Source organism: Jonesia denitrificans DSM 20603 (assembly GCF_000024065.1).
GTDB classification, from domain to species: Bacteria; Actinomycetota; Actinomycetes; order Actinomycetales; family Cellulomonadaceae; genus Jonesia; species Jonesia denitrificans.
This window is the reverse complement of record NC_013174.1, coordinates 917,458-929,210: the sequence shown is the minus strand read 5'-3', so window position 1 is coordinate 929,210 and position 11,753 is coordinate 917,458. Positions and strand designations below refer to the sequence as shown.

The 11,753-nt window shown below is 58.4% G+C and carries 14 protein-coding genes; 2 read left to right on the top strand and 12 right to left on the bottom strand.

Annotated elements, in window-relative coordinates; translation table 11 throughout:
* Positions 1-8: 8 nt before the first annotated feature.
* The 10 genes from ftsE to JDEN_RS04280 all read right to left on the bottom strand — a co-directional run bounded on the left by ftsE (position 9) and on the right by JDEN_RS04280 (position 8,184).
* The gene (gene ftsE / locus JDEN_RS04325; RefSeq protein WP_041287814.1) at positions 9-698 is read right to left on the bottom strand and encodes a cell division ATP-binding protein FtsE; all 690 of its coding nucleotides are present in this window, start codon (positions 696-698) and stop codon (positions 9-11) included.
* A gap of 147 nt (positions 699-845) precedes the next feature.
* Positions 846-1,958: a peptide chain release factor 2 gene (gene prfB / locus JDEN_RS04320; protein WP_088585168.1), complete on the bottom strand. Its 1,113-nt coding sequence runs from the start codon at positions 1,956-1,958 to the stop codon at positions 846-848.
* 70 nt (positions 1,959-2,028) lie between these two features.
* Positions 2,029-2,508 carry a pilus assembly protein TadG-related protein gene (locus JDEN_RS04315; RefSeq protein WP_015771152.1) on the bottom strand — a complete coding sequence of 160 codons (480 nt, stop codon included), beginning with the start codon at positions 2,506-2,508 and terminating at the stop codon, positions 2,029-2,031.
* The gene (locus tag JDEN_RS04310; protein ID WP_143713241.1) at positions 2,508-2,909 is read right to left on the bottom strand and encodes a hypothetical protein; all 402 of its coding nucleotides are present in this window, start codon (positions 2,907-2,909) and stop codon (positions 2,508-2,510) included. The genes JDEN_RS04315 and JDEN_RS04310 overlap by 1 nt, the downstream gene beginning before the upstream one ends.
* Before the next feature lie 41 nt (positions 2,910-2,950).
* On the bottom strand, positions 2,951-3,343 hold the full coding sequence (locus JDEN_RS04305; RefSeq protein ID WP_015771150.1) for a TadE/TadG family type IV pilus assembly protein: 393 nt from the start codon (positions 3,341-3,343) through the stop codon (positions 2,951-2,953).
* A gap of 16 nt (positions 3,344-3,359) precedes the next feature.
* Positions 3,360-3,638 (bottom strand): hypothetical protein, encoded by a 279-nt coding sequence (locus JDEN_RS04300; protein ID WP_015771149.1) that lies wholly within the window; start codon positions 3,636-3,638, stop codon positions 3,360-3,362.
* A gap of 49 nt (positions 3,639-3,687) precedes the next feature.
* A complete protein-coding gene (locus JDEN_RS04295) occupies positions 3,688-4,623 on the bottom strand; it encodes a type II secretion system F family protein (protein WP_015771148.1) in 936 nt (311 codons plus the stop codon).
* Positions 4,620-5,474 carry a type II secretion system F family protein gene (locus tag JDEN_RS04290; protein WP_015771147.1) on the bottom strand — a complete coding sequence of 285 codons (855 nt, stop codon included), beginning with the start codon at positions 5,472-5,474 and terminating at the stop codon, positions 4,620-4,622. Before JDEN_RS04290 ends, JDEN_RS04295 begins: the two co-directional genes overlap by 4 nt.
* Positions 5,465-6,700: a CpaF family protein gene (locus tag JDEN_RS04285; RefSeq protein WP_015771146.1), complete on the bottom strand. Its 1,236-nt coding sequence runs from the start codon at positions 6,698-6,700 to the stop codon at positions 5,465-5,467. The genes JDEN_RS04290 and JDEN_RS04285 overlap by 10 nt, the downstream gene beginning before the upstream one ends.
* A gap of 176 nt (positions 6,701-6,876) precedes the next feature.
* Positions 6,877-8,184, bottom strand: a complete 1,308-nt coding sequence (locus JDEN_RS04280; protein WP_015771145.1) for a multidrug effflux MFS transporter — start codon at positions 8,182-8,184, stop codon at positions 6,877-6,879.
* 91 nt (positions 8,185-8,275) lie between these two features.
* On the opposite strand from JDEN_RS04280, the gene def reads away from it, so the two are divergent.
* Together def and JDEN_RS04270 are read left to right on the top strand one after the other, a co-directional pair.
* The gene (gene def / locus JDEN_RS04275; RefSeq protein ID WP_015771144.1) at positions 8,276-8,923 is read left to right on the top strand and encodes a peptide deformylase; all 648 of its coding nucleotides are present in this window, start codon (positions 8,276-8,278) and stop codon (positions 8,921-8,923) included.
* Positions 8,924-8,937: 14 nt separating this feature from the next.
* A complete protein-coding gene (locus JDEN_RS04270) occupies positions 8,938-9,750 on the top strand; it encodes an SOS response-associated peptidase (RefSeq protein ID WP_015771143.1) in 813 nt (270 codons plus the stop codon).
* Here the strand turns inward: JDEN_RS04270 and JDEN_RS04265 are convergent.
* Positions 9,713-10,816 carry an adenylate/guanylate cyclase domain-containing protein gene (locus tag JDEN_RS04265; RefSeq protein ID WP_226926604.1) on the bottom strand — a complete coding sequence of 368 codons (1,104 nt, stop codon included), beginning with the start codon at positions 10,814-10,816 and terminating at the stop codon, positions 9,713-9,715. The two genes, JDEN_RS04270 and JDEN_RS04265, sit on opposite strands and share 38 nt — an antisense overlap.
* A 36-nt stretch (positions 10,817-10,852) precedes the next feature.
* Positions 10,853-11,689: a biotin--[acetyl-CoA-carboxylase] ligase gene (locus JDEN_RS04260; protein ID WP_015771141.1), complete on the bottom strand. Its 837-nt coding sequence runs from the start codon at positions 11,687-11,689 to the stop codon at positions 10,853-10,855.
* Between the last annotated feature and the right edge of the window lie 64 nt (positions 11,690-11,753).

The following is an 11,753-nucleotide window of genomic DNA, read 5'->3' as shown; positions in this document are numbered from 1 at the left end:
AACTCCCCCTACCGCGATGACCCGTAGACGCCGCGTGTCTGGTCACGAACCAGCTCACCGGTCTGAAGTTCTATGACACGTTTTCTCATCTGGTCCACAATTTCGTCGTCGTGGGTGGCCATCACAACTGTTGTTCCGGTCCGATTAATGCGATCTAGCAGCCGCATAATCCCCAACGACGTTGTCGGGTCAAGGTTTCCAGTGGGTTCGTCACAAAGAAGGATGTCAGGGCGGTTCACAAAGGCGCGGGCAATAGCCACACGTTGCTGCTCACCACCAGAAAGTTCATGAGGGCGGCGCTTTTCTTTACCAGCAAGACCCACCATTTCCAGCGTTTCGGGGACTGTGGTGTGAATGTGGTGGCGTGGTTTCCCAATCACTTGAAGCGCGAACGCAACATTCTCAAACACGGTTTTGTTCGGCAGCAACCGGAAGTCCTGAAACACTGCACCAATTTTTCTGCGCAGAGCGGGCACCTTCCAGTGCGACAGTGCCGTTAAGTCTTGACCAGCCACTAGGACCCGACCAGAGGTCGCCTTCTCCTCGCGAAGCGTGAGACGCAGAAACGTGGATTTCCCCGAACCAGAAGCACCCACGAGGAACACAAACTCGCCGCGCTCAATTTCTAAAGTCACATCGTTGAGCGCTGGGCGAGCCCCTCGCGCATACACCTTCGTGACATTATCGAACCGAATCACACAACATCCCATAGTCGAGGCGCCAAAACGCCGTACCAGACAAGCAACCAGTTTGAGACTAGGCACTACTCCCCACCTGGTGCGGGATGACACGCCGCGCCGGGTGAACCCTTCACAGGTGTCCACCCGCGCAGCACTCACATCGGTTTACTCGTCAGCGTCCTTTGACCGGCGCCACCGGATACCTGCCTCAATGAAATCATCGATGTGTCCGTCAAACACTGCGTTGGTGTTCCCCACCTCGTGTTCTGTCCGCAAATCCTTGACCATCTGGTAGGGCTGAAGGACGTAGGAACGCATCTGGTCGCCCCACGACGCTTTGATATCTCCGGCGAGTTCTTTCTTCTTCGCCTTTTCCTCAGCTTGGCGTTCCAACAACAAGCGGGACTGAAGCACACGCATCGCCGCAGCACGGTTTTGGATCTGTGACTTCTCGTTTTGCATCGACACCACAATCCCTGTCGGAATGTGGGTTAAGCGCACCGCGGAGTCTGTGGTGTTCACAGACTGCCCACCAGGTCCTGATGAACGGAACACATCAACACGGATCTCGTTATCCGGGATCTCCACGTGGTCGGTTTGCTCAATGAGTGGAACCACTTCCACTGCAGCGAATGATGTTTGGCGCCGCCCCTGGTTATCAAACGGAGAAATACGCACAAGACGGTGAGTTCCTGCCTCCACCGACAGCGTTCCAAATGCGTACGGGGCTTTCACCTCAAAGGTCGCCGACTTCAACCCAGCTTCTTCCGCATAGGAGGTGTCAAGAACAGCTGTGGGATACCCATGACGCTCCGCCCAACGCAAATACATGCGCAACAGCATCTCCGCGAAGTCGGCGGCATCAACTCCACCAGCCCCAGCACGAATCGTCACCACGGCCTCACGGGCGTCATACTCTCCCGACAACAAGGTGCGCACTTCAAGTTGGTCCAAATCCTTCTTAATAGCCGCGTACTCGTCCTCCGCCTCGTGGAGCGTGTCGGCGTCATTGCCCTCAACAGCCATTTCCACCAGCACTTCAAGGTCATCAATGCGCTGCTGCATTGACTCAATACGCTTGAGTTCGTTTTGAGCCAGCGACAGCGCACTGGTCACCTGCTGAGCTTGAGCAGGGTCATCCCATAGGTCAGGAGCAGAAGCTTGATCAGATAGTTCAGCGATTTTCGCTGTCAACGCTTCCGGGTCGCTCACCGCCGAAATAGTTGCAAGTGTTGCGCGAAGTTGCGGGATCTCTGTTGCGAATTCAATGGCCACGATCCACCATTCTACGGGAGGACGCCACCCCCACCAGTGGTGTGGGCGACCTCACCGCTCAACACAGATGTTCTTAACCAATCGGGCTGGCAGAAGCACTTGCCGTCAAAGTTGCTTTCCCCGACGCAAGGCGCCCAAGCCCAACCATCACCGGGTGGGACGTTGACCGTTGAATGGTGGCATGAATAGACCCATTTGCATCAACTGTCAGATCCACGATGCGCGTTCCAGGACGCGCATCAACAGACGCAAGATACTGCGTTGCCGCAACCCGCGCATCGGCAGTCATCTGGGCACCTGACTTGCGATAATACCGCCCTTCAGTGACCACATCTTGCGCAGAAAGCACCACTCCATCAGCAAGACGCCCAAGCTCACGGTGTTCTCTGTGCACAGCAGACAACGTCACAACAACAAGGAGCAACAACAAAATCACGACAACATAACCCAACCCCAGGAGCAGGATCTGACCGTCCTCGTTCCTTCCGCACCGTTGCTTGACCCGGTCACACCACCGCACCATGAGGATGCCCTTGCCCGCCCGGCTGCCCATCAGGCCCCACCGCGGTACACGTACACGCCAACAACTGACGATGACTGAGACGACACCGGAATCGAGACTGGCATGAACTGGGTAATCAACGGCAACGGCACCTCATAACTGACCGTGACAGACACAATTCCCCCTGGGGTTAAGCAATCGCCACGATCACAGGACGCCGCAATAGTGGGGGCCGATGTGAACCCTTGGTCGGCGAAGATTTGTTGAGCGATCAAAGCGGCATGCTCACGTCCCTGGCCCTGCGAACGCGACAACGTGTATGCGCGGGCCGCCTCATAGGCGGCCGCATCAGCCGAGAACTGCGCTGCCTGCACTGCACTCACAGCAGTAATGATGTAGATAATCGGGATCAATAGGGCGATCACCACACCGATGAACTCCACGGTAGCCATGCCGTCTTCCCGTGTGCTGTGAGCAGGGAGCCGCACCTCGATCACGGCTCAACCGCTTCAATAGATTCCACGTAACCGCTCGCATCCACGTGCAACGCACCAGGGATGCCATAGGGGCCAAGCACGGGCAGTTCCGCATCAATTTCAACCCGGATCGCGTCCCGACCACCAAGCGTGGTGGTCGACGCAGTGACAGTTTGCTCACCCGGGACGGTCGCTAACAGCGATTGTGCATGGGCAACACTGTGGGCAGGGTCAGCACCATGGCGCCCGCCCACCCGGGCGGCCTCCCCCGCAATGTCAATAAGAAGAACACGAGTGTGCATAACCATGACCAGTTGGAGAAGCCCCATCAACACCATGGTGAGTAAGAGGGACGTAAACAAAAACCCAACCGCAGCGCTCCCTTGCTCGTTGCGTTGCACCGTCTTCACACCACCGCTGCCCTGACTACGCGGCGCGTGCACTAATCTTTGCAATCGCTTCATTAAACAAAGACTCCAACGCTGGTCCAGCCAACGACCAGATCGCCACCACAAGCCCTGCGGTCATTAAGGTAATCAACACCCACCCGGGGACATCACCGCGTTCGGGATTCTTCTTCATCTCTGTCAAGCGGTCGCACATCGCCTGGGTGCAGGCGTAGGCAGCTGTTGACGCAGTAACAGACAACGAACGAACAGCACGGCGAGCAGCCCGTGAACGACGTGGACCTGTGAGAGTGGACATGAGGGATTCCTTTCGATGAGCGAACAAGTACGTGTGGGGGCAGAGAAAGTTAGGGCAGAAAAGACAAGGCAGTGAAGGACGGAAACACCGCGAAAACGATCGAAATAGGCAGGATGATGAAGACAACAGGAACCATCATGAGGATCTCTCGTTGCCCGCCCACTTCCATCAACGTGCGGTGTCCGGCGTCACGCGCTTCTTGCGCTTGTGCCCGTAACACTGCGGCAAGTGGGGTACCACGCTCAATCGCGACAGTGACACCCTCAGCGAACCGGGTAATGAGCGGCAGATCGACCCGGTCACCAAACCGGGTGAGCGCATCAGTCAGCGGCTCACCTGAACGCACCTCATTCATCACAATGGCAAGCTCATGTGACAACTCTCCGTTGGAGGTCCGAGACACCCGGTCCAATGCGGTCGCCGGTGGTTCACCAGCTGCAACCGCGAGCGCGAGGAGTTCTGCGATGGTGGGGAATTCGAGGATGATGCGTTCACTGCGGCGGCGGATGGTGTGGGTGAGGTGTTGTTCGCAGGCTGCGACTCCGGCGATGGCGGCGGCGATGACGAGGATGATGAGCGCAACGATGTGGGCGTTGCGGTAGATCGCTAAGTAGAGGCTGACGAGGATCCCGAGGGTGAGTCCTGCTGTTCCTGCTGCGACTTGGTGGAGCCGGTATTGGTGCAGGGTGATGTTGCGTCTGGCTTTGGCGAGGCGTTTTTCGGTTTGTGCGTTGGGGCTGGACACGGTGGTGACGAGCCGCACCAGAGTGTTGGTCCAAGGAGCGATGAGTCGCGCGAAGACCGCGAAGGGGCTGGTGGTTTCGCTGGGGCCGAGCCGTGATTCGGGTGCTTCGTGGCTGGCCAGGTAGGGGGTGATGCGTTCCATGAGGGTGACTCGACGGGAGGTGAGTGCCGCCATGATGGCCCATAGGCCAAGGCCGAGGACAAATCCGAGGGTTCCACCAAGAATGAGTGGTGGTGTCATCGCAGCACCCTTTCGTCTTGTGGGAGTCGACCAATACGGATCATGATCGTGTAGGCGAGGGCGGTGGCTCCTGCCCCTGAGATGATGAGGATCCCGCCTAGGGTGGTATTGAACGCGCTGGCGGCTTCTGGGCGTACTGCGAGCATGGCGAGGATGAGCCAGGGCGCGGCGGCGGCGACCCGTGCCCCTCCAACGGTCCAGCTTTGCCGGGCTTCGAGTTCGCCGCGTACTCGGAGGTCTTGGCGCAGGAAGGTGGCCAGGGTGGATAGCAGGTGCCCGATTTCTGTTCCTCCGACAGATCGGGTGACCCGGAGCGCTTCGATGACTCGGTCGGCTGTGGGGTCTGCAAGGCGTTCTTTGAGTGTGATGAGGCAGTCGTCGAACCGGCCTGTTGCCCGGTATTCGCGTCCGAAGATCGCGAATTCCTCGCGGAGTTGTTCTGGTCCGCGCATGCCTAGGTGGGCAACAGCTTCGGGGAGGGGTAGTCCTGCTCGCACTCCTGAGATGAGGTGGTCTACGACGTCTGGCCACACTTCTCGGCGGCGGATGCGTTGTCGTTCTGCGCGGGACTTGACGATGATGAAGGGGGCTACTGATGCGGCTAACCCGGCCAGAGCCGCACCGACGGTTAGCCCCGTGATAACGAAGGTGAGCGCGGCGACGAGTGCTGCGAACAGGGCCACGGCTGCGAAGAACGTGGTGGTGGAGATACCGCGGAGCCCTGCAACGAGGAGGTCTTCTTCGAAACCGATGAGCCAGGATGCTTTTTTGGCGGTGTCGGGGGCTTCCCAGAGTGACATCCAGATGAGGAGGAGCCCTAGCCCGAGGATCAGTCCGGCGATTATGCCCATGGTGCACCCCCGTTGAGGATACTTGCCACATCAATGCCGACACGGTCAAACTGTTCTGGTTTTGGTGGGTAGGCGTCTGCGCGGACTAGTTGGCCTTGTGCTTGCCGGAACACGGTTCCCACTTCAATCGCATCATTTTCGATGCGTCCTGATAGTGCCGCGATTTCGCGCACTGTTCTGTGTCCTTGGCGGTCTCGTTGAATGTGGATGACGATGTCTACTGCTTGGGCGACGGTGGGAACAACGAACTGTGCGGTGACGTTTTCGCCCGCGAGTAGTGGCAGTGTGGTGAGTTTTGTGACTGCTTCTTTTGCTGAGTTCGCGTGGATGGTCGCCATGCCGGGCATTCCGGAGTTGAGGGCGAGGAGGAGGTCGAGGGATTCTGCTTCACGGACCTCTCCGACGATGACACGGTCGGGGCGCATACGCAGGGATTCTTTAACGAGGCGGCGCAGTGAAATCTCGCCGCTTCCTTCGAGGTTGGCACTACGGCATTGCATGGCCACGACATCGCGGTGGGTGAGGTTGAGTTCAAACACTTCTTCGACAGTGACGATGCGTTCTAGTGGGCTGACGGAGCCGGTGAGGGCACGCAGGAAGGTGGTTTTACCTGCGCCAGTTGCCCCGGCGACAACAATGTTGAGGCCGGCACGGACACATGCATCGAGAAAGGTGGCGGCAGAAGTGGGGAGCATGCCGCGCGCAACAAGGTCAGTGAGGTGCGCTGCCCGGGCCACGAACTTCCTGATGTTCACGGCCATGTGTGCACGGGTGATGTCAGGGATGACAACATGCAGGCGGGAGCCATCTGGCAGCATGGCGTCGACAAATGGCATGGACAGGTCAAGGCGCCGGCCGGTGCTTTTGAGCATTTGTTCGACGAGCCGTGCAACGTCATCAGCGCTGAGAACTGTGGGGGTCAGTTCTGCAACACCAGATCTTGCCACAAACACTTGGGAAGGTGAGTTGATCCAGATTTCTTCGACTTCTGGGTCGTCTAGGTACGGTTGGAGTGGACCGAACCCGGCGACAGAATCAAGGAGTGACTTGGCAATTTGGTGTGAGTCTGCAATGGCAGGGACATACCCGCGTAGGGCTTGACGTTCGTAGTCTTTGAGAGCGTCAGTGATGAGACTTCGAGTGGTCGTGGGGTCAGCAACGGGGTCGATGCCCGCGTGTCGTACGCGTTCTCGAACGTCGTGTTCGAGGAGGGCGATCGCGTCCATGCAGCCGGACTCCTTCTTTGTGTCAGAGTTCGCCCGTGTCGTGGGGGCGTCATCGCAACACTAAAGACATTGCCGGTGCAGTTCTATGGGAACCTCTCTCGCTGTGGATAAGTCCCCAGATCCTTCATCCATTCAGGTACTTCACCAGTAGCTCATGGAACGTTGCGCCAGAGGAGTTAGCCGTGAGTTGAGTCGCCGATCTCTCGTTCCTTGATAGCGCGTTGCAGTGTGGTGCGGGCTCGAGCTTTACGACCTGCTTGGGTGAGGTCAGTACCGAACACCACGATGAGGTTCGCGAGGATCAACCCGGCGGCGATCACTGCCGCCATGGCCAGCGCATCGCCACCAAAGACTCCCACCATCGGGCTGACTGCACCTGCCACACCTGACTGGAGTGACCCAAGGACAGCGGCAGCTGTTCCCACCATGTGCCCGTAGTTCGCTAATGCTAAGACCTGTGCGTTTGCGCCGATGAGTCCTTGGCATCCCAACAGAAGCCACAGTGTTACCTCGAACGTCCAGAAACCGCCCCAGCCGGTGGCGCCCCACAGCACTAGCGCAAGTGCGAGCACCAGTTGAAGACCAAGTCCCACCCTCAGCAACGATTCAGGCGAAAACTTTCGCACCAGGGATGCGTTCAGCTGCGCGGAAAACACCATGGCAAGACCGTTCATGGCAAAGAGAACCGCATACTGCGATGTGGAGAGACCATAGTGTTCTTGGAACACAAACGGTGACCCCACAACATACGCAAAAATGGTCGTCATAGCGAGCGCTGGGAGCATCGCGAGCGCAAGAAACTTCCGGTCTTTCGCTAACGTCCAGTACCCCTTGGCAACGCGCCCCACCCCACCGGTGAGCCGGTGATCTTCGGCCAGGGTTTCGGGCAGGAAGCGGGCGACAATGACGGCCATGATCGCCCCAATGATCGCGAGCGCAAGAAACACGGTGCGCCACGAACCAAACGATGCGATCGCACCGCCCACACTGGGGGCGAACAGGGGCGCCACCCCAATAACCAACATGAGTTGGGAGAGCAGTCGAGCTGCAGTTGCACCCACAAAGCGGTCTCGGATCACAGATATTGCAGCCACAGCGCATGCTGCGTTGAAGAACCCCTGCATAATGCGCAACGTAACAAGAATCGTGATGTTCGGTGCGATCGCGCAGAGCAGAGAGGTGATGATGTGTAACGCCAGACCCACCAAGAGTGGCGCTTTGCGGCCGTATCGGTCGGTGAGGGGTCCCCACATGAGTTGTCCGACAGCCCCTCCGATGAGCATGCCTGACATGGTCATCGCAACCATGGCGTCGGTGGTGGCGAGTTCGTCGCGGACATCTGTTAGTGAAGGCAGGTAGATGTCTGTGGTGATCGCGGGAATCGCCGCGATCGCACCAAGCATGAGGATGTATTTGATGCCGGGGCGGTAGCGGGGCAGGGCTGATTCGGTGGGGGCGGTGGGTGTGGGCTGGGGGTCATTCACACGTAAAGAATATCGATTTACTGGGTGCGCCGCGCCGGTGCGCGCTAAAGTGTGACGTGATTGTCGACCCGTTCTCGTGAAATGAGCACCCATGATCCACCCCATCGTGATTGATGGTGACCCTGTCCTTCGTCAGCGTGCGGCGGAGGTGACAGAGTTTGACGATGCGCTGGTCCAGTTGGTTGCGGACATGTACGACACGATGCGAGTGTCGAATGGGGTGGGGCTTGCTGCCCCTCAGATTGGGGTAGGTCAGCGGATTTTTGTGTTTGATGCTCCTGATGAGGATGAGCAACGGCGTGGTGTGGTGGTCAATCCGTCACTGATGATTGTGCAGCGGCCACCGCGTTTTGCGCTCAAAGGTGAGGGGAAGCGCCCCCCGAAGTCGTTGACTGATGTGGAAGGGTGTTTGTCGTTTCCGGGCCCAGATTTTGAGGCGAAGCGTCACTATGCGGTGCGGGTGACGGGGTGGGATGAGCACGGTGAACCTGTGGTTATTGATGGTGAGGGGTGGTTTGCTCGGGTCCTTCAGCATGAATATGACCACCTTGACGGGTTGTTGTATGTGGACCGGCTCAAGGGACGGGACAAGGCTGAAGCTCGCGCTATTTCTCAGGAAAACGGGTGGGGAGTTCCAGGGTTATCGTGGATGCCGGGTGTGGACCCGGACCCATTTGGCCACGACGTCCCTGACGGTGACGGCGATGTGCAGGAGACTGACAGCGCTTCTGATGAGTAGCTAAGAGGGGAACTATGTGTGGTCGGTACGCATCCGCGGCGCAAACCATTGACCTTGTCAATGCGTTTGCGTTGGCCGGCTATCACATGGATCCCCTATTTTCGTCTGAGGCTTACCACTGGTCACCGTCGTGGAACATCGCCCCAGGCCAGATGGTCCGTATTGTCGTTGACCGGCCACCCCCAGCAACGGGTCGAGTGGATCTTGTCGATGCGGCTGGCACGGCGGTCACCAACCGAACCGATCCCGACACCGAAGCTGACACTGACTGTTCATGTTGGCAGGTTCACCTGGCTCGCTGGGGTCTGGTGCCATCGTGGGCTAAAGATCCACGTATCGGCCATAAAATGATCAACGCACGCCGGGAGACGGTGGCGGACAAACCAGCGTTCCGGGCTGCGGTCCGCACTCGACGGTGTCTGATCCCCGCGATGGGCTATTACGAATGGCAACACCATGACTCTGGCCCCACCACACCCTGGTTTATCCACCCCAGTGACACGGACCTCACCATGTTTGCTGGGTTGTACGAATTTTGGCGTGACCCAAACGATCCGTCTGGTCCGTGGCTGACCACAACCACGATCATCACGACCGCCGCGTTACCCCAGTTCGCTGACATTCATGATCGTCGGCCGGTCATGCTTGCCCCAGATACGTGGGCGGCGTGGCTCAGTGCAGACACCCCCCGTGACCATGCTCTGTCGCTTCTCGATGCGCCCCCTGTCCCTGCTGAGGCTCATCGGGTCGCGCGCACTGTGGGGAACGTCGTGGCCAATGGTCCTGACCTTATCGTCCCTGTGGAGAGTACGCCCACTGCACCCTAACGGGTGCGACAGCTCCCACTCCTTGCATGTCGCGTTCTTCTTTACCAGTCAGCGCGAATCGGTGATCGCCAGCGAGCAACGCTGCGGTGTGGGGGTCGACAAGGACCTCACCAGGGTCTGCAACATCGGTGAGACGGGCAGCGAGGTTCACTGATGGCCCAAAGACGTCCCCAAATCGTGACAGCACCCTGCCCCACACTAAGGACACTCGCACCGGGGGGACATCAGCATCAGCGTCGTCTGTTGACTGCCCTGCCTGCGCGAGACCTAACGCCACGTGCGCCCCGGTGTACACATCGTCGGCGATGTACAGCACAGCATCCCCGATTGTTTTGACAACCCGACCGCCCGCACGTGTGATGACATCACGTGCGGACGCTTCAAAGTTCGACACAAAGTTCGACAGTTCGGATGACCGCATTGTCGCGGTCTGGGAGGTGAACGAGACAATATCTGCGAATCCCACCGCACGGGGTAACGGAAGGACACCACCACCACGAGTGTGTTCTGGCCGTTCCCCGGAAAATTCCACAGACCACCTGCCTGCGAGAGCCGCGAATTGGCGCCGCCACGCGTGGAGAACTTGCTCTTCAAGCACAGGAATGATGTCTGGCAGTTTGCGGAGCATCTCCCTGCGGGCTTGGACATCATCAAGGTCGAAGTTGTGGGCAAGATGTTCCACGAGCGCTTCGGCTTGCCAGAGCGCTAACCGGTCCGCTGTGTGCCCCACTGACCTGATGAGTGAGGTCAGGGTACGGTGATCGAACTGTTCTGCCTCCGCCAACGCAAGAATTGATTTCAGGGCGTGGGCGTCGTCGTTGGTGAATATGACAGCGCTGCGGTCAGTCACAGGTAAACCTAATGCCTGCCAATACGAGTTGACCTGTGCTGACGTCGCCCCAGTGACTTCACAAAGAGCTTCTTCGTTGTAGATTGCAGGTCCACGAAGGAACGCGTCGTCAATGCGATGAGCATCCGTGCGTTGTGGATCAAGCTCCTGGGATACTGGCACCATCGGTGGGTGCTGATGCGACGCAGTAGTGGGCGTATTGGGTGTGGTGTTCATGTCTCCCGCAGTGCATTGGTGGTGGGTGTGCCACCGCTATTTTAGGCGAAGGTGATGCACATCACCGGCAATGATGGAGGTGACTTCTCCCGATGAGTGTCGCACAAGGAGTCCCCCCGCCGAATCAAGCCCTTGCGCGACACCATCGATGCTGGTCCCATCGGGTTGTTGAGCGGTGATATGTGACCCCAACGTCACCATGGCTTGTTCAATGTCCTCTCGCAATCCAGCAGAGTCAACATCTCCGCCGCTCTCGGCGGCTCGCGCAAGAACCTCCGTGCAGGACCGCACAATCGCTGCCAACAGCGAGGTGAGGTCAACATTGCGAGCGCCAAGGGCAGTCAGTGAGGTTGCTGAGGCAACGGGGAGCTCGTGTTGCATTTGGTGGACGTTAATGCCCACTCCAATGATGATGCCCCGTTCACCAACCCGCTCAACCAGGATCCCACCTACTTTTCGCAGCGTATCCCACCCTGCGAGCGAGGCAGCATCACGGTGGTTGACCACAATGTCGTTGGGCCACTTCAGAGCTGCAGGGATTCCACAAGTCCCACGAATCGCGGTGACAATCCCAAGACCCGCAAGCAGCGGAATCCAGGTCATACGTTCCGCAGGAAGGGTTGTTTCGTAGTAAATCGAGGCTGTGAGCGCCCCGCCAGGAGGTGTGCTCCACGTTCGCCCTGAACGACCCTTGCCCTGTGTTTGGTGAGTCGCAGCAAGAAGGATGGTGCGCGATTGCGACGATGTCGAGGCGAGAACATCTTTGAGTACATCGTTGGTTGAGGTCACTTCATCATCGATGATCAACGCATCCAACGGCCCGTTGGGGGCTAACAGAAGGTCGGTGAGCAGTTGCTCGTCATAGGTGGGCATACCTCTATCCTGCCTTTCTTCACGGACCAGGTCACGGGACCCCCGTTATTTGTAGAGTTCCCAC